General features: G+C 66.3%; 18 protein-coding genes and 1 pseudogene. 8 read left to right on the forward strand and 11 right to left on the reverse strand.

Translation table 11 applies throughout. The features are described 5' to 3' along the window. Nucleotides 1–470 precede the first annotated feature (470 nt). From AB0J87_RS50490 to AB0J87_RS50505, 4 genes are all read left to right on the forward strand, one after another. Nucleotides 471–1,448: a hypothetical protein gene (locus AB0J87_RS50490; protein ID WP_363979720.1), complete on the forward strand. Its 978-nt coding sequence runs from the start codon at nt 471–473 to the stop codon at nt 1,446–1,448. Then, nucleotides 1,448–2,395, forward strand: a complete 948-nt coding sequence (locus AB0J87_RS50495) for a DNA methyltransferase (RefSeq protein WP_363979723.1) — start codon at nt 1,448–1,450, stop codon at nt 2,393–2,395. Before AB0J87_RS50490 ends, AB0J87_RS50495 begins: the two co-directional genes overlap by 1 nt. Before the next feature lie 306 nt (nt 2,396–2,701). Continuing rightward, entirely contained in the window at nt 2,702–2,950 is a 249-nt protein-coding gene (locus AB0J87_RS50500) for a helix-turn-helix domain-containing protein (RefSeq protein ID WP_363979726.1), read from the forward strand. 5 nt (nt 2,951–2,955) lie between these two features. After that, nucleotides 2,956–4,692, forward strand: a complete 1,737-nt coding sequence (locus AB0J87_RS50505) for a site-specific integrase (RefSeq protein ID WP_363979729.1) — start codon at nt 2,956–2,958, stop codon at nt 4,690–4,692. Nucleotides 4,693–5,322: 630 nt separating this feature from the next. Here the strand turns inward: AB0J87_RS50505 and AB0J87_RS50510 are convergent. The 3 genes from AB0J87_RS50510 to AB0J87_RS50520 all read right to left on the reverse strand — a co-directional run bounded on the left by AB0J87_RS50510 (nt 5,323) and on the right by AB0J87_RS50520 (nt 6,722). After that, complete coding sequence (locus AB0J87_RS50510) at nt 5,323–5,628, reverse strand: hypothetical protein (RefSeq protein ID WP_363979732.1); 306 nt, start codon at nt 5,626–5,628, stop codon at nt 5,323–5,325. Between the two features lie 50 nt (nt 5,629–5,678). Continuing rightward, on the reverse strand, nt 5,679–5,915 hold the full coding sequence (locus AB0J87_RS50515; protein WP_363979735.1) for a hypothetical protein: 237 nt from the start codon (nt 5,913–5,915) through the stop codon (nt 5,679–5,681). Between the two features lie 309 nt (nt 5,916–6,224). Next, complete coding sequence (locus AB0J87_RS50520; RefSeq protein WP_363979738.1) at nt 6,225–6,722, reverse strand: ATP-binding protein; 498 nt, start codon at nt 6,720–6,722, stop codon at nt 6,225–6,227. Nucleotides 6,723–6,969: 247 nt separating this feature from the next. Between AB0J87_RS50520 and AB0J87_RS50525 the strand changes: the two genes are divergently transcribed. Next, complete coding sequence (locus tag AB0J87_RS50525; RefSeq protein WP_363979741.1) at nt 6,970–7,800, forward strand: helix-turn-helix transcriptional regulator; 831 nt, start codon at nt 6,970–6,972, stop codon at nt 7,798–7,800. Continuing rightward, complete coding sequence (locus AB0J87_RS50530; RefSeq protein WP_363979744.1) at nt 7,788–8,003, forward strand: DUF397 domain-containing protein; 216 nt, start codon at nt 7,788–7,790, stop codon at nt 8,001–8,003. The genes AB0J87_RS50525 and AB0J87_RS50530 overlap by 13 nt, the downstream gene beginning before the upstream one ends. 533 nt (nt 8,004–8,536) lie before the next feature. Here AB0J87_RS50530 and AB0J87_RS50535 read toward each other — a convergent pair. From AB0J87_RS50535 to AB0J87_RS50565, 7 genes and pseudogenes are all read right to left on the reverse strand, one after another. Next, a complete protein-coding gene (locus AB0J87_RS50535; protein ID WP_363979746.1) occupies nt 8,537–9,439 on the reverse strand; it encodes a hypothetical protein in 903 nt (300 codons plus the stop codon). A gap of 75 nt (nt 9,440–9,514) precedes the next feature. After that, entirely contained in the window at nt 9,515–10,102 is a 588-nt protein-coding gene (locus AB0J87_RS50540; RefSeq protein ID WP_363979749.1) for a hypothetical protein, read from the reverse strand. A 40-nt stretch (nt 10,103–10,142) separates the two neighbouring features. Then, entirely contained in the window at nt 10,143–10,586 is a 444-nt protein-coding gene (locus AB0J87_RS50545; RefSeq protein WP_363979751.1) for a hypothetical protein, read from the reverse strand. Nucleotides 10,587–11,046: 460 nt separating this feature from the next. Then, nucleotides 11,047–11,811 carry a barstar family protein gene (locus AB0J87_RS50550; RefSeq protein ID WP_363979754.1) on the reverse strand — a complete coding sequence of 255 codons (765 nt, stop codon included), beginning with the start codon at nt 11,809–11,811 and terminating at the stop codon, nt 11,047–11,049. Nucleotides 11,812–11,880: 69 nt separating this feature from the next. Further along, entirely contained in the window at nt 11,881–12,135 is a 255-nt protein-coding gene (locus tag AB0J87_RS50555) for a hypothetical protein (protein WP_363979839.1), read from the reverse strand. Between the two features lie 45 nt (nt 12,136–12,180). Continuing rightward, a pseudogene (locus tag AB0J87_RS50560) lies at nt 12,181–12,375 on the reverse strand (hypothetical protein); the annotation flags it as partial. Continuing rightward, the gene (locus AB0J87_RS50565; protein ID WP_363979757.1) at nt 12,372–13,898 is read right to left on the reverse strand and encodes a hypothetical protein; all 1,527 of its coding nucleotides are present in this window, start codon (nt 13,896–13,898) and stop codon (nt 12,372–12,374) included. The pseudogene AB0J87_RS50560 and the gene AB0J87_RS50565, both read right to left, overlap by 4 nt. A gap of 406 nt (nt 13,899–14,304) precedes the next feature. Here AB0J87_RS50565 and AB0J87_RS50570 point away from each other — a divergent pair, with 406 nt between their 5' ends. Further along, complete coding sequence (locus AB0J87_RS50570; protein ID WP_363979760.1) at nt 14,305–14,931, forward strand: TetR/AcrR family transcriptional regulator; 627 nt, start codon at nt 14,305–14,307, stop codon at nt 14,929–14,931. Between the two features lie 113 nt (nt 14,932–15,044). Beyond that, nucleotides 15,045–15,752: a hypothetical protein gene (locus AB0J87_RS50575; RefSeq protein WP_363979763.1), complete on the forward strand. Its 708-nt coding sequence runs from the start codon at nt 15,045–15,047 to the stop codon at nt 15,750–15,752. 87 nt (nt 15,753–15,839) lie between these two features. Here AB0J87_RS50575 and AB0J87_RS50580 read toward each other — a convergent pair whose 3' ends face one another. After that, nucleotides 15,840–16,544: a hypothetical protein gene (locus AB0J87_RS50580; RefSeq protein ID WP_363979766.1), complete on the reverse strand. Its 705-nt coding sequence runs from the start codon at nt 16,542–16,544 to the stop codon at nt 15,840–15,842. Between the last annotated feature and the right edge of the window lie 43 nt (nt 16,545–16,587).

The following is a 16,587-nucleotide window of genomic DNA, read 5'->3' on the forward strand; positions in this document are numbered from 1 at the left end:
AGTGTTGCCCGGAAGATGTCCGAAAGCGCTGTGACCTGCGAAAACTTGCTTCATGGTGTGCGTCGGATGAGGAGAGTGGGAGTGTGGACGCGGGCCCGGTGGAGGTGGCACGCCGGGTTGTACATCCGTCTGTACGGGCCGGACGCCCGCCAGGCATCCACCCCCACGCCCCGCCATTGTGGGCGTGATTAGTCGGGTGCGGAGGGTGAATTACGCAGGTGAGGCGCGGCCATTCGTGGTTCCTGGCGAGACAGCCGGTGATCTGGCCAGGGGTTGACCGGCACGGTTGTCCATAGGTTGTGAATGAGTAGCCGGGGTGTTCTGGCCGGTGCTGTCCGGCAGGGGCGCGAGACCGCACACCGTTGATCTTGCCGAATCTTTGCGTGAGGCCCTGTCCGAACTTCGGTCTCGCGGCAGGTATTTGGAATAGTGACAGGGATCGGTGGCCCGGCACTTTGGGCCACACCCACATGACCAAGCCCATCATCACCTCAACCGCATCCGCATCCACCAGTTCTTCTGCCGCTCCGGGGGCTGCCCCGGCTGGACCCTTGTCCACCGCGTCCGGACCGGACGCCCAGCTCGGCGAGCCCGGTCTTCTGCTGTTCCGGGAGGGTCAGGAGGCGGGCCGGGGGCATCTGCCGCTGTCGGTGTGGCTGGCAGCAGCCGACACCGAGTCGGCTGCGACCTGCCGGGCAGGGTGCTGCCATCCGGTCAGCGGCCTGTTGGCCCGGCATCTGGTCGCGGCGTGTACGCGGCTGGGCGACACCGTGGTTCATCTCGGCGCGAGCGATCACCAGCTCGTTTCGGCCGCTCTGACGGCGGGCTGCCTGCCGGTGGCCGTCTTCACCGACGTGGCCCGCGCGGGGGTGTCCTGGAGCTGCCTCGCGCGCACCCATCCCGACTACGACCTGGAGGTCACCGACCTGCGCGTCACCGAGCCCGGCGATGAAGCCTGGGTGCTGGCTGACCTCGCGAGCGGCGCGGGGCTGGTGGTGGCCGAGCAGACCTGCCGGCAGCCCGTGGGCCACGCCACCGGCCGGCCGGAGTCCGAACCCGAACCTGAAGCCGAGGCCGAGGTCTTCGATGTCGCTCGTGCGGCGGGGCTGGTCAAGCCGGGCGGGCATCTAGTGGTGGTCACCGGCCTGCACTGTGAAGGCGATGTGGCTGACCCGGTCCCCGAGATCATCGCGCTCGCCCGGGAGGCGGGGCTGGTGTATCTGCAGCACGTCATCGCTCTGCGGCATCCCGCTCGTGGCGAACGTATCGCCCCGGGTCTCTCTCGTCGAGCCCTGGCTGCGATCGAGGGGCTGCCGGAGTGTGCGGGGTTGCCGGCGAGTGCCCGGGTGCACTGGGACGTGCTGCTGTTCACTGCGCCTGGCGCTACCGAGTCCACCGATTCCACGGAGCCCACCGAGTGCACTGAGCTGGCTGGGGGTGAGGGTTGATGGTGGAGGTGACGACGTCGGTGTGGGCGACGGGGCAGCGGCCGTCGCGGGTTCAACGCAAGGGCCGGTATGTGCCGGAGTCGATGCGGCATCCGGGCAAGATGCTGCCCTCGATCGCGGCCCGAGTGATCGAGACCTACACCACCCCCGGTGAGTTGGTGCTCGATCCTATGTGCGGGATCGGCACCACCCTTGTCGAGGCCGTTCACCTCGGCAGGCATGCCGCAGGTGTGGAGTTCGAGGAGCGGTGGGCGCGTCTGGCGGTCGCCAATCTCGGCCACGGCAAGAAGAACGGGGCGCCCGGCTTCGGGCGGGTGATGGCCGGGGACTCCCGGCACATTGCCCGGCTGCTGCCTGACCTGGTAGGGCGGGCGGCGCTGGTGCTGACCTCGCCGCCGTACGGGGCGGCCACGCACGGGCACATCCGCTCCACCCGCGATACCGGCGAGCCGGGCGTGCGCAAGTGGAACCAGCGCTACTCGGCCGACCGCGCCAACCTCGCTCACCAGCAGCTCCCGCACCTGCTGGAGGGGTTCGGCCGCATCCTGGCCGGATGCGTGACGCTGCTGCGGCCGGGCGGCGTCGCGGCGATCACGGTCCGGCCCTACCGCGTACGCGGCGAGTTGGTTGACCTGCCCGGCCACGTCCACCGCCTGGCCGAGGAGGCCGGGTTGGTGTTCGTGGATCGGATCGTGTGCCTCCTGTGTGGGCTCGGCGAGGGTCGGTTGCTGAATCGGGCGTCGTTCTTCCAGCTCCATGAAGCGCGCAAGGGGTGGGCACGCGGCATGCCGATTCACGCCGTCGCGCATGAGGATCTGCTCGTGTTTCGCCGGTCTGAGATACCGGCGGGTTCACGGAAACTGAAGGATCTTCAGCAGGAACCCAAGGGTTCGTCGGCCGAGCTCGATCCTGGCTCTGCACTGGCAACCGTCCACGAGCTGGAGTAGCCCCGCGTAGCCCCCGGTTCCTGGCCCGGATTCGGGCCGGGCGCTGGGGCGCTGGCGTGGACCTGCGGATTTCGCTTGACGCGGGCCGTGGAGGTGGGCGTCGATACCGCCTGCCACCCGCCCGCCCCGGTACCGGACCCCGAGCCGGGGGTTGTGGCCGTCCGTCGATGAACGGCGGTCACACCCCCGCGCCCGGGGCCGGGCGGGGCCCGGGTTGGGGGCGTAGCGCCCACACCACAGCCCGCCGGGGACGCGCGATCCATGCGGCCCGTATGTCCTGTTCATCAATGCTCATGGAGGTGATGCATGACCAGCACAACCCCAACCGGCCACTCGGTGCAGGTGGCGCCGGAGGTGATCAGCCTGCTCGCGGCCGGGCGGCTGCTCGGCATGGGCCGCACCAAGGCATACCGCCTCGCGAAGGCAGGTGAGTTTCCGTGCCGGGTGCTGCGTATCGGTGGCCGGTACGCGGTGCCGGTGCGCGGGCTGCGGGCGCTACTCGACCACACGAACGAGGGCGGCAGCGAGAGCCGCCCCGCACGCGAGGAAGGATGACCACGATGGCGAAAGACCCGGATAAGGCGGCGAGCAAGGAGCTCAAAGTCGCCAAGGGCACCACATTCAAGATCTGCAGCTGCATCGACCCCGCAACGGGCAAGAACATCAGCAAGACCTGCCCCAAACTGCGCCGCCCGCACGGAGACGGCCGACAGCGCTGGAGCACCACTCACGGCTCCTGGGCCTACCAGCTCGAACTGCCCGCACACGCCGACGGCAAGCGGCGTAGCCCGCTGCGCCGCAGCGGATTCGCCACCCTGGAGGACGCCGAGGCCGAACTGGACCACGCCCGCGGCCTGCTCGCCCTCGACAACGACCCCACCGTGCGGCGCCAGATCACCAAGCTGATGCTGTCGGTCCTCAAGGACACCAAGAACCTGCCCGACACCGAAGAGGTGCGGCGCAAGGTCCGCACCCGCCAAGACCTGAACCGGCACATCACCGTGGCCGAATGGCTGGGGGAGTTCCTGGGGCGCAAGCGCGCGATCGAGGCGACCACGAAACGCTCCTACGAGGCCCACCTCCGCCTCTACCTCAACCTCTACCTGGGCGATATCCGGCTGGACCGGCTACGAGTCTCCGACATCGCGGGCATGTTCGACGCGATCGAGGAGTTCAACGACATCATCGCCACCGAGCGCGCCAGCGGCGACCCCGCCCGCGTGGCATCGGTCCGCTACCGGCGTCCGGTCGGCCCGACCACCCTGCATCGCATCCGCGCCACCTTGCGGCACGCGCTGAACGTCGCGATCTGCCAGGACCGGCTGCTGGACTTCAACCCGGCCGCCGTCGTTGAACTGGCTCCCGCCGTCCGCCCCAAGCCCGTCATCTGGACCGCCGAGAAGGTCACCCAGTGGCGCAAGGACCACGCCAAGCACGCCGACCGGCTCAAGCGAGCTCGCGAAGGCAAGCGGGTCGACCCGATCGCCGCCTACATCGGTGCTCCGCGTCCGTCGCCGGTGATGGTGTGGACCCCCGAACAGACGTCGGCGTTTCTCGCTTACGCCCGCCGGGATCGGCTGTTCGCGTTGTATCGGCTGATCGCGGTACGCGGCCTGCGGCGTGGTGAAGGGGTCGGGGTGCGCTGGCCGGACGTCATCTTCGAAAAGAGCAGGATCGGCGTGCATTGGCAGATCACCCAGCTCGGCTGGGCCGCGATCCAGGGCACCCCGAAGACCGATGCCAGTGACCGTGAGATCGCGGTGGATGCAGAGACGATGGCCATCCTGAAAGAGCACAAGAAGCGTCAGGCTCGGGAACGGCTGGCGGTCGGCGGAGAATGGGTCGAGTCCGGATTCGTGTTCACCGATGAGCTGGGCCGGCCGCTGCACCCACAGCACGTGACCGACCGCTTCTACTGGCTGTGCTATGAAGCTGGTCTGCCGCCGATCCGGCTGCATGACCTGCGCCACGGAGCGGCCACCGCCATGCTCGCGGCCGGGGTGGATATCAAGATTGTGCAGGAAACGCTCGGGCACACCTCGTCGGCGTTCACCCGCGACACCTACACCAGCGTCTACCCTGAAGCCGCCGCCGCGGCAGCAGAAGCGACCGCCGCACTGCTCGCCGCGCAAGCACCGTCGTCGGCACCACCGTCGGCCTTGCCGGGACGCCGCACCGCCCGGCCCCGAACAGACCACAAGCCGACGGCGAACGACACGTCTAGAGAGATCGGCGGCTCGTTGATCCACCTGCCACCGGCAGGGCGACCACAATCACGTCCGAGAGGGGCACGTTAACCTTCGGGAAGTAGACGTGGTCGGGGAGACAGGTCGGCCGTGGCTCGGCCGACCTGCTTCCTTGATCTTCCGCTCCTGGCCTCCCCGTGGGGAGGAGCCCTGTGGGTAAGGAAGGGATGATGCGGCCCCAGGGATGTGGGGCATCCGCGTCTTACCCGCAGGGGCCCGAGCCCGACAGCAGCACACGCAAACAAAAGAGGGGGCGCTGCTGCCGGACGTCTTTTGGACGGCCCACCGCGTTGCGTCGCGTCGCCGGGGTCCGGCCGCGGCTATCGCAGGAGGCGAGGGATCGCCTTTCGGTGACGTTCCGGCGAACGGCGGGTCGTGATGATCGTCGCCGAGGGAGGTGGCTGACCTGGGCCTTTGAGGAATGGGGCTGCCGCTGGTCTCGAGGATGCGGTGAGCGCGACTGCGCCACCGCTCAGTGTTAGCCCGAGAAACGTCATGGGATGCTGCCACCCACATGCGTTCGACCCCTTTGAGGGGCGACCGTGGATGCTGGAGGCTATCGCACCCGGCACGCAGACAACCCGAAGGGACGCAACCCCGCCGCTGACGAGCATCCTTGGGGTTGCCGGGCGTCGGCATCGGGCGTCCACGTGAACGTCGGTTGTGTCGCACTGACCATGGTTATGCGGTGCCCGCTGGTGTGGTGGCCAGGACGTGGCAGATGCGTTTGGCGGCTGTGGCGGGATCGGTGACGTCATTGATGGGTTCGGGCCATGACCACCAAAACAACCATCGGTCGTCCCTCGGCGCCGCGGAGATGATCTCCGACATGGTGGCGGCTTGAGGGTTGATCACCCGTAGACACGGTAGCCGTTCGTCCGGGGTGAGCAGGCGGGCGTGCAGGCCGAGATCATGCAGTAGTTCCTGCAGGTTGGTGAGGTAGGTGATGGCTTGCGCGGCCATGGTCGGGGTAACAGGCTCGGGCATGGCTGGCTCCAAAGGATGGACAGGTGGTCGGGAGGGGGACGGCCTGCTGTTCACGGGGCAGGCGGGTACGGCGGCTGGGGGTGTTCCGGCTGGGCCTGGTTGCGGCTGGCGGCTCGCCGGGCGCGGTAGATCGACCGCAGAGCGGCGAAGAGGTAGCCGATCAGCAGGGCAATGACCAGGACCAGAGAGACCGGCTTGGTCATGCTGGCAGGGGCCAGCAAGGCGAAGACGATGTCGCCGGCGGTCAGCAACACAGCCAACACAATGATCGTCTTCTGGCGAGACATGACCAGAGACTCCATTCACGAGGGAGACAGAACCGGGGAAGGCTCAGGGGCCCGGGTGAGCTGGAAGCGGCCATGAGCAGCCCGACAGCGGACCCGGTTACAGTGCCCGAGCTAGACAGAGATGAGGGGCTCGGCCCGCCCATGAGTGCCGTGATCGTCACCGACGCGGGTAGCTGCCGGGAGCGGTGAGTGAGTCGACCAAGATGGCGGTGCCGATCAGCGGGATGAACAGGACAGGAGACGGTGGCCCACCACAGCTCTCTGACCTTCCGGCCAGTAGGAACCCGTGAGCGAGCTGAGGCGGGTCAGCTATATGGGGGAGCGGAACAACTCCTCGACCTGCGCTGGTGTCGGGTTGAGGTCGAGGTGACACCACACCAGGCGCAGCCCGTCCGGGGGCACTCGGTAGCTACCCCACCGATTGCGTGACAGGGCCTCCACAATCGCCAGTCCCCGGCCCCGCTCGGCGTCCAGGCTCGGCGCCTGGAGCGGGATACACGACGGCTCGGAGCAGGACGATCCGGGATCGGTCACCGCCAGTCGCAGGTAGTCGCGCCCCTGATACAGCTCGAGCGTGATCGCCTCCGGACTGCCACCAGGACCAGCACTGGAGCTGGGAGCGTCGGCGTACCTCACCGCGTTGGTGACCAGCTCCGACGCTGCCAAGACCGCTATCTCCCGGGCGGGATGCTCAGGCTCCAGCCAAACGCTGACAGTTTGCCGAGCCCGATATGGGGCCCGGCCGCTGCGCGCTAGCCGGATGGTCCCGATGGCCTGAAGTTCGGAGGGGGAAATGTCGTAGATCATCGAATCCGCCTCGCTTATCCTCGATCACCAGCCATGCCGTTTACGAGAAGAATGAGAATGGTGTATACACGCACGATCATGTCTTTGTGTGGCTGGCTGCGACGCGTCGAGCTGGCCTGAAGAGACCATCCCAGAAAACCCCTGCCTACGGGATGTATTGCAAAGCACTTCCCAGGCACGAACCAAGTGTGCTAACACACATGTCGCGTGCGTTTCTCGTGTGCCAACGGGAGGGAGGCATTCTGCCTTGGAAGACACCGAGCCGGAATCCACACTAAAAGCGCCCAGAGCAGAATTCGGTGTACATCTTCGCGAATACCGCATAGCGGCAGGCAAGCGGCAAAAAGAACTCGCCGCCATGCTCGGCTGGTCGGTCTCGAAGATCAGCATGGTCGAACGCGGAGAACGCCCGGCCGACGAAGACTTCGCCCACGCCGCCGACACCGCGCTGGGCGCGGACGGGGGACTGCTGGCGCGCTGGCGCGAGACCGTCGAACACGCCTCGCATTGGCCGATCTGGCTCGCTCAGCTAGCGGAGATCGAACAGCAAGCAGACATCCTCCGTACCTGGCAGCCGCTGATCGTCCCCGGCTTGCTCCAGACCCAGGCATACGCACAAGCCATCTTCCGTGGCAAGCCCACCATCACGGAGGAGGAGGTTGAGCGGAACGTCGCCGCACGCATGGAGCGCCAGCATGTTCTGTATCGGGAAGTTGGGCCTACGCTATGGGCGATACTGGACGAGGGCGTCCTAACTCGACCGACCGGCAGTGAGGCGGTGATGGCCGAACAGATGGCACAGTTGGCCGCACTGGACGAACACCCTCGTATCAACGTCCGCGTGCTCCCGCGAAACTCCTGGCTGACTACCGGCCTACAGGGAGCATTCATCCTCGCCAGTGGGCCGGGGATGCCGGATATGGCCTATCTGGAGTCGATCACCATGGGTCAGATCACCGCTGACAGTGGGCGGGTCCGGGAAGTCAGGTTGAAGTACGAGATGTTGCACAACGAGGCCCTGCCCCGTCGTGCCTCGCTGCAGCTGATTAGGGAGATGGCAGAGAAATGGACGAACTGACCAAAGAGCTCCTCAAGACCGCCGAATGGCGCAAGGCGACCCGCTCTGGCGACAGCGGCGACTGCATCGAAGTGGCGCCCTTGGGCGACGGGCGCGTGGGCCTGCGCGACTCCGAACGCCCCGATCTGCCCGCATACGTCGTATCGTCCTCGGTCTGGGGCGCGTTCGTTGACGGTGCCAAAAAGGGCGAATTCGACTTCTGATCTCTACGACATCGAGCTGCGGTGGGTCCTGGGCATCGGTCCAGGACCCACCGCATGCTTCCTGCTCGATGCCATGCTGAGCAACGAGTTCTGGTTCTTGCGCGCCAGGCTGGCGAGCCAACTGAGGTGTGCGGCGCGGGGCTGGGGCCCAATGCCGTGAACTTAGGTGATCGTCGGGTTGCTTTGATCCCCTGACGGCGAGGAGTACACCTCGGCGCAGTTCGCCGAGGTCTGCGCCGAGTTCGCACGCACTTTGCCACTGTGCCCCGATGCGGGGCACCGAAGGGTGATCGCCTGATCGCGGTCTGACGTAAGGCTACGGATATGGATAGCAGGTCTCCGACGACACGAGATCACGAGATCGTCTCAGCGATCAATCGACGTACCGGTGCGGATTTGAGGATCGTCGGCCGCGCTCTGCACGGGAGGCTCGGCGGCGCAATCTACGCCGAGTGGCCGGACGGCCGGCAAGCCGTGGTGACTCGATTTCTGGGCTCACTCGCCGAAGCCAAGCGTACGGCCGACGTGCTTTCCTATGTCCGTGACCGCGGGCTACCGGTGCCCAGGCACGATCTTGTGGTCGACCTGAATGACGGTGTGATGTTCGTGCAGGAGCGGCTTCCCAGTGCACCGCCCCGGCGTCTGACTCCGGCGAGAATAGACGCGATGGTGGAGATTAACGACCGATCCATGTCCTCGCCACGAGGTGCTGGCGAACCGGCCGCAAGGCGGGTCCGGAACGTGCGGGTGGCTCGGGCAGCCGCTTTCGCGGTGGCCGGGCGAAGCGCCTCGGGCCGCATCACCACGCCCTTGGCGTCACAGCTGAGCACCAGCAGCTCATCACGGGTCCGCGGCACGGGGCTGCGCTGCTGATAGAAGGCGTCGATATCGACGGCGGCGGCCTGGACCAGGCGTTGCAGCTGCCGTTTGCCGAGCACGTTCCCGCACCGAGCGGTGATCGCGGCGTGTGCGGCATCGAACGAACCGCGGACCGCTTCGGCCACCGCCAGGCGGGCCAGGCCGTGGCTGTGCCGACCCGCGGGCAGCGACAACGCCATGTCCGCGGGATAGACGTTCGGCAGGCCGGGAGCACGCCAGGCGCACCGCGTCACGGTCACCGTCCCGAAGACGGTGGCCAGCAGCCGGTGATGCCGCATCTCCACCCGCCGCCGCGGCAGGCCATCAGCTCCCACCACCGCGGCCCCACCGATCCCGGCCTCGGCGACGGCGTCCTGCTCGCGTAGCGCCCGCAGGTCCAGATGGGCCTGTAACAACAGCCGCAGCAGCTCACGGCCCTGCTGCTCGATCACCTCCTCAAGCCGATCATGCGTCCAGGACGCGGTCTGGGGGTCGGCGAGCTGTCCGAGTAGACAGTTGAAGGTTTCGATCGCCGCTGCAAAGACGTCAGCGGCCGCGTCTGCACAGTACGGTTCCACCGCAGGGCTCTTCTCGTGGGCGGTTTCGACTGGTTGGCACCTTCGAACCTCCCTGGCAGGAGAGCCCCGCCGCAATCACTGCGGTGGTGAGGACCCGATGCCATCACCGGAACCAGCCGGCCCCCTCTTCGATGCGCGGCCGGTCACCTGCCCGGTCACCTGCTCGGTCACCATGAACAAGCCAGCGCCCACCTCCTCCAGCCAACCACGCTCGACCAGCCGTTTCAGCTTCGACCACAGCCCCTCCCGCGTCGAGGCCGCATCCTGTAGGCCCATCGCCACCAGCAGCTGCCCCGCCCGCATCGGCCCGCCCCCATCAACCAAGATCTCAACCGCGTCCCGATACGCCTGCGGTAACACCTTCGTCCCCATCCCCGAACGCCATCGCGGCACCGTCACCACCCCCAACCGCACCACCTCCGGGGGCCCCTCTTCCGTCCCCGCGGCATCAGCCGAGCCGCCCTCCTCTTCGGGCTCCTCGACCAGCGAGGCGGCCTCACCAAGGATCTCCTCAACCGTCTCGCGCGTGACCACTAGACGAGATAACCGGTCCTCCTCGGCCCCCAGCCGCTCGGTCAGCTCGCTGATCTGCTGTCGCAGCCCCTCGATCCGACGCCGAGCTGCAGCCTCCCGCCGCGCCAGCTCCTCCAGCAACGAGCCCATCGCCACCACCGCCTTGCCTCAGACGGTAGGACGCGATCCCTCACACAGCCAGGCCCGAACTACGAACCCCCAGCTCAGCCACTCCCTCAGAAGGAGCCGCACCCAGCTCGGAACGGCGGGCGGTGGGGCGGGAACGACCGCACGCGACCGGGGTGGAGTCGGCCCCCCAGACCGGGTCATCCCACAGGTCGGTGTCGTGGGCCAACGCCCGGATCGCCCGTTTGAGCAGGGGCAAGGCCTTGTGCAGGCGCTTGTTGTAGCCGGACTGGCCGGGCAGGTACGGAAAGGCGCCGGGCAGATGTGCGGGTACGTAGCGCAGCCAGCTGGCCTGGGAATGCACGCCGAGTAGGACCTGAGCCACCGCCAAAGTCAGCAACTCGGCGTCGGTCAGTTGGGGTGGTCGTCCTAACCGGGGTGATTCGCCCAGCCAGTCGTCGATCCTCACGTACAGTGCGGTCAGAAGGGTGTTGAGGTCGTTGGTCACACATCGATCCTCGACACCTTCGTCGTACCTGCACTCCGAACGACTTAGGCCTTACTCGTCTAGCCCCACGGCAACCACCGAGCAGCCATCGGTCGGCGATGTGCGTCTGCTTGCCAGCAGAACTTGTAGGCGCTTCAAAAGTGATGCAGAGCCTGATTGACGTGTATGGATGTGGTTTTCGGCAGGCGCAGAGCTCCCCCTCCCGCAGCTGCCAGGTGGGCTCATGCCGGTTGAGTGACGGCGGATCTCGGCTGGAGCGGGGGCGACCAGGCCGCGGCGGCTTTTGGGGCGTGAGCTCGACGGCCTGCCGAATCCTGGTACAGACAACGCCGACGGCGACGAACCTCCACTCTGTGCCGCCCTCATCCACTGACGTTGCCGTCACCCCATACAGGCGCCCTTCCAGGCATTGCGCGGCGGGGCCTCAAATTTACGTGCACACACTCGCAACAAACCGAAGTCAGCAAGTTGCGACATCTACGCGAAATTCGCGCATGATCCCCATTACCGATTCTAGAAAGGCGGGATCTAGTGAGTTTTGGGATGTCTGAAAATTTCGCCAAACAATCTTCAGCGGAGGCCTCTCAGCACTACTCGAAGAAATGCACTCCGCGAGTGCGTCAAGATTTGACCCAAAGTACCCGCCAGGACCATTTACTGCCTCACCCAATGCGCAGTAGAATCCCGACTTCGTAGAAATGTGTTCACCGTCCAAATCAGCCACATCGCCGACGCCATAGCGGGCGGCCCTACGATTCGAAGCAAACCAAGAATTCTGAACAACATGCAACCAGGTGCTCTGGTAACTCACCGGCTGTTGAAGCCACTCACCCTTCACCAAAGCCACGCCCGATGCCCATCGTCGCCAAATTTTTGCAGCCTTGGGATACTCGCAGCGATTGCCAAAAATGCGGTATGAGACGCTCGAAATTTTGTCGTTTGGCGATTCTATTCCCAAATCAATCCGCACAACCCGGCCTACGAAGTACTCGCCAATCTTCCCCCCTTGAGGATTCATAATCTCTAGCACTGCAGCTTCAGTCCTACGCCTATCCTTGTTGACCTCATGAGCCCTCAGGAAGACTACTTCCGGCGACTCCTCTTGTGGGTCTACAAAAAATCCCTCCACTTCTTCGGCCGCGACAAGCACATTCCCAGACTCTTCATCGGACAGCACGTACATCGGAAAATCCATCTCAGCTATCACGGGCAATTCTTTAGCCATATTCCATTCCAGAGCGGAACTGATGCAGCGACAGGCAAATGCCGCTGCATCAGTTAACCAATAAGGTTACTAATTCCATCCCGAATCTGGGAAGTGCGGCGCGCCGAAGCGTTGAATCTTCTGGTAATGCGTGGACGTCCAACCGTACACCTTGACGCCATTGGGCAACTCCTTTACCAGGATTCTGTCACTTTCCGGCCTGCCGGGCACGCGGTACTCCTTCGATCCTGCCCACCACGGATGTTCGCGTCCTTTGTAAGTGTCATGCGAGGTAATCCGCCCGGCCTTCACATCGTCATAGGCCGAAGCGATCTTGTTGTTCATCCCTCTGGGCAGAGGATCCGACAGCTTCCCATTGGGGCAGTCGCTGTTGTGAACCAAGACCGGCGTCTCGCCAGCCAGCACATAGTACGCGTGGAGACCACTGACAGTGAGGTCGTGTGTGCGCTGTCGGCCCTGTTGGTTGAGTACTCCTGTCACTTGGGGGGACAAGCCTGTGGGGCTGCGTAGTTCGTCGCCGATTCGGATGTCTGCAGCGTCGGTCCATCGCTTGGCGTCTATCAACCAGAACGGGTGGTTGTCGGTTGCCGTGATGGTCGCGGGGCCCGGTCGGTTGCAACGATGAGGCGTGTGAAGTTCTCATCGTTCTCGGTGGTGATGGTGTTGGTGACCGACCGTGCGGCGGTGAGTCCGGTTTCGGGGTCGGTGGCGGTCACCTGGTCCCCGATGCGGATGTCTTCGATAGCCCTGGGGGCTCCATCGGCGAGGAGGACCTGGGTGCCGGGCGGGAAGCTGTGGGGCTTGGCGCAATCCGCGGTGCCCCGTTCGCGTCGCACGCGGTCGACGAGCTGTTTCACCTCGACCGCAGCGAGGGCGCGGGCGTCGATAAGGGTTCTGGCGCGGAGGGGGATGCTGTAGCGGACTGTTTGGCCGCCGCTGGCGCGGGACTGGGCCTCGGCATCGGCCTTGTACTTCGCGGCGACCGAGGTGTAGACCGGGCCGGCGCTAGCGCTGGTGCAGGCGAGGGTGCCGGAGACGGTGTTGCCGGTGAGGGGGAAAGTGCTGCGGCTGCTGGTGCACTGTCCTGCGGGCTGGCCGCCGATGGTGAAGGTCGCGCTCATGATGGCGGTGACATTGCCGTCGGTGATGCGGGTCTTCGCCCCGCTGGTGACCTCTCCGGTGAACTTCTGGTTGGCGGTGCAGCCCCCCGCGCCGCAGTTCAAGTTGCCCGAACCGTCGAGGGTGAAGTTGATGCCGCTGTCGCTCGCGTCCTTGAGCTGCTTGGCCTGCTTCTCCAAGGTGTCGAACATCCGGGAGACGGCGTCCCCGACGATCGGTGTCAGGTCCATCCCCTTGGAGTCGCTCTCGACCAGGGGACCGGTCGTTACCTGGGGGATCTCGGTCGGCGTTTCCCCGTTCAGGAAACGCTTGGCCAATTCGGACAGGTCGTAGGGTTCCAGGCGCAGCACCCGGTATGGCTTCTGCCGGGTGATGAGCAGACGGCCCGCCGAGGTGTCGATCCCGAGTGCGGGTTTCCCGTTCACGGTGACGGGCTTCTGCTCCGGGTCGGCCGCCTGCGGTATGTCGTCCAGATCCTTCAGGGCCTTGGACAGTTGAGCCGCCAGCTTTGGTGGCGACGGCCGCTGGTCGAGAACCTCGTTCAATAGCTTGGAGCCGTCTTCATGCCCGACCGCCCATTCGCTGGGGGTCTTTGTGCCAGGCTTGACGTCGAAGTCGGGGGCCGGGTCTACCTGCCACCGGGTGAAGGTCTTCCCGCCAATCCGCAGGACGTCTTCATCGTGGTCCTCGATACCGTCGCCTGTGGTGCCGAACTGACTTCCGGACGCGGTGACGGTGATGTCTCGTTCGGTGATGCCGACGATCGCCGTGTCGCGGTATCGCAGGCCCGGGGCCTTGGCCAGGTTGGCGACGGCCTGCTCGAACGGTTTCAGATTCCGCTTGGCCGCGGACGTGCCGGAGGTGGAGTCGGAGGAGGGGTTCACCCAGGCCAGCAGCCCCGCCACCAGCGCCAGGACCAAAGCGCCGGCCCCGGCGAGGAGCAGCGCGCGCTGAGGTCCGGTCAGCATCCGGAATCTCCCGGTCTTCGGGCGGCGCGCCGGCGCGGGTGGATGGCCGGGCGGTGGGCGATGGCCGGGCGGTGGTGGAGCGAACGTCGAGCCTAACGGCGGCTGTCCCTCGGGAGGTGGTGGCTGCCCTGCTGTAGGGCCCGGCTCGGTCATGGGGTCCCCTCATCTGGTCGGTCCTCCGCCGTCTGGTCGGCGGCGTTGCGGCGCCTGCGTTCGGAGTACTGGCCGGACAGGGGTGCGTGCTGGCCCTCGCGATCGCAGCCGGCATCGCGCGGCGGCTCCGTGTCGCAGGCGTGCTCGTGTCCGGTGCGGAGTCCAGTGTGGGAGGTCCGTCTTCAGGATGGGGCGTGTTTCTAGAAAAAAGTCTAGAACAATGATCTATACTGTTTGTGGCGAGGACCCGGGGATGCGCTGCGATGAGATCGAGGACGTCTGTTCGATGAGCCGGAAGCAACAACGCGGCGAAGCCACAGTCGAACAGGTGCTGGACGCAGCGCTTCGCATCTATGCCTCGTCGGGGGAAGCCGGTCTCACCCTCGGCGCGATCACCAAAGCCAGCGGGGTCAGTTCCGGAAGCCTCTATCACCACTTCGGCAGTCTCGACGGCGTGGTCGCAGCCCTCGCGCTGCGCTCGCTGGACCAGCTCCTGAAGACACTGGTGGAAGCGCTGGCACAGGCGAGCGACGCCCGCTCCGGTGTCCAGGCCGCTGTCATGGCCTACCTGGACTTCGTCCAGGCCCATCCGGACGCGGCCCGCATCCTGCACTCCGTCAGCGCGGACAGAGAGGGTATGGCCCACGCGAGGCAGATCCGTGACTCCCAGGAGGCCCGGCTGACACCGATCGCCCTCTGGATCCGCGCGCACCAGGAATCCGGCGAACTCGCCGAGCTCTCTGTGCCCGTGATCGAGTCCCTCGTCCTGGGCCCGGTCGTCGGCGCCGTCCGCCGCTGGCTCACCGTAGGGGACCTCGATCTGCAGGAGGCCGCCCGCGCGCTGCCCGAACACATCTGGCGCTCGGTCCGCCGGTACTAGCCTGGATCAACCAGACGAACCCCGGTGAGGACGCCGACCGTGCGGTTCCCCGTTCGTGACGTCCCGACCGAGCCGGCGGAGCCTGTCACGGCTGAGTGAGCCCGGAGAGATCGATGACGCCTCCCCCCACCGACAAGGTCGCCGTCGGGCCGTCACCGGCGACGTCCCGCACCGTGCCCATGCTGAGCCTGGACAACGTGTTCTCCCCGGGCACCCTCGCCAGCTGGGCCGCCGGCCTCGCACGTCGTCTCGGCAGGCGCGTCACCGCCTGGAGCGTCGAGCCCAAGTACGACGGGCTGGCGATCTCGGCCCACTATCGGGGCGGGCGCCTGCTGGCCGAGCCGGCCAGGTTCTCCCGCTTCCGCTCCAGACCTTCGCGCGCCAGACGCAGCCGGGATCGAACGCCCACACGAGGCCGCATGTCCTCGCAGTACTCCCAGCGCCGGCTTGGGCCCGGTAGCAGGGTAGCTGCCGGGCAAGCGGTTACCGAATTGGACTCCCCGCCAAGTCGGCGTGTTGGAGTTCTTGTCGTTGTCTCGCGGGATAGTGTCTTGATCCTTTTGGGAGGACAGTGGATCCGAGAGGAATCATGCCTCGGGAGTAACACAACCCTGCAGAGCGGTCTTATCGACACCCTGGTGCGGCAGCAGGACACCTGCTGGCCCAACCGGTCACACTCCTGGTCCACGAGCTCCGGCCAGGGGATGGCGTTCGCGGCGTCGCGGACGGTGTTGGCGGCCAGGAGTGCCGCGTGCCCGCGTCGTTCACCGCGATGGGTCAGTGGCGACGTGATCGCCGAACCCCGCCCGTCAGACCGCTGAGCGCCCTCGCGGACACTCGGGGGCCTCGACCGGGCCCGCGTCGGGCGATGGCTCGACGAAGGAGATAGCGGAGTCCGGGTTGCGCAGTCACTCGCCGCAGGGCGGATCGTATGCCAGGGCGAGTGACACGTAGTCCTTCCACAAATTGGGTGTCATGGCCCTGCCTGTCGACGCGCACAGGATCGCAAAGGTGCGGCCCGGGTCGGTCTGCCAGAGCCGCACGGTGCCGTCCTCCCCGCCGCTGATCAGCAGATTCCCACGCGGGCTGAACAGCAGGACTTGAACGAGACCATTATGTCCGGTGACCGGGAGGCCATAGGCCGAGGTGAATGCGGGCGCGGAGGTATCCCACAGTCTGATCTGGCCGAGCGCACCGCTTGCGAGCAACTTGCCATCCGAAGCGAAGCCGACGCTGTAAACGACGCCGCCGACCGGCAGCGGCTTTCCGATGGCTGTGGAGGAGCGGGGCCGCGACAGGTCCCACAGCTGAATCGTGTTGTCCGCGCCGCCTGTCACGGCCAGCCGTGAGCTTGGGTCGACGGCCAGGGAGAGGATCGGCTGGTTGCTCACAACGCGACCGGAGGCCATGGGGGCGGCTCCGTCGCTCGTCCGCCAGACGCGGATGGTGCCGAACAGCTCGGCGCTGTAGAGGTATGGTCCCTGGGACGTGGCGGCCATCCCCCTGACCGGCAGGTGCTGTTCGCTCAGCTGGCCGCCGAGAGCGGCGGGGTGCGCCGGGTCCGACACGTCCCAGGCGCGCAGGTCGCCGGCCCAGCCGCCCTGCAAGTTCATCGAGGCCGCAACTAGCGTGTGCCCGGTGGCGTCGAAGGTCAGG

It is taken from the genome of Nonomuraea sp. NPDC049625 (genome assembly GCF_040675285.1).
GTDB lineage: Bacteria > Actinomycetota > Actinomycetes > Streptosporangiales > Streptosporangiaceae > Nonomuraea > Nonomuraea angiospora_A.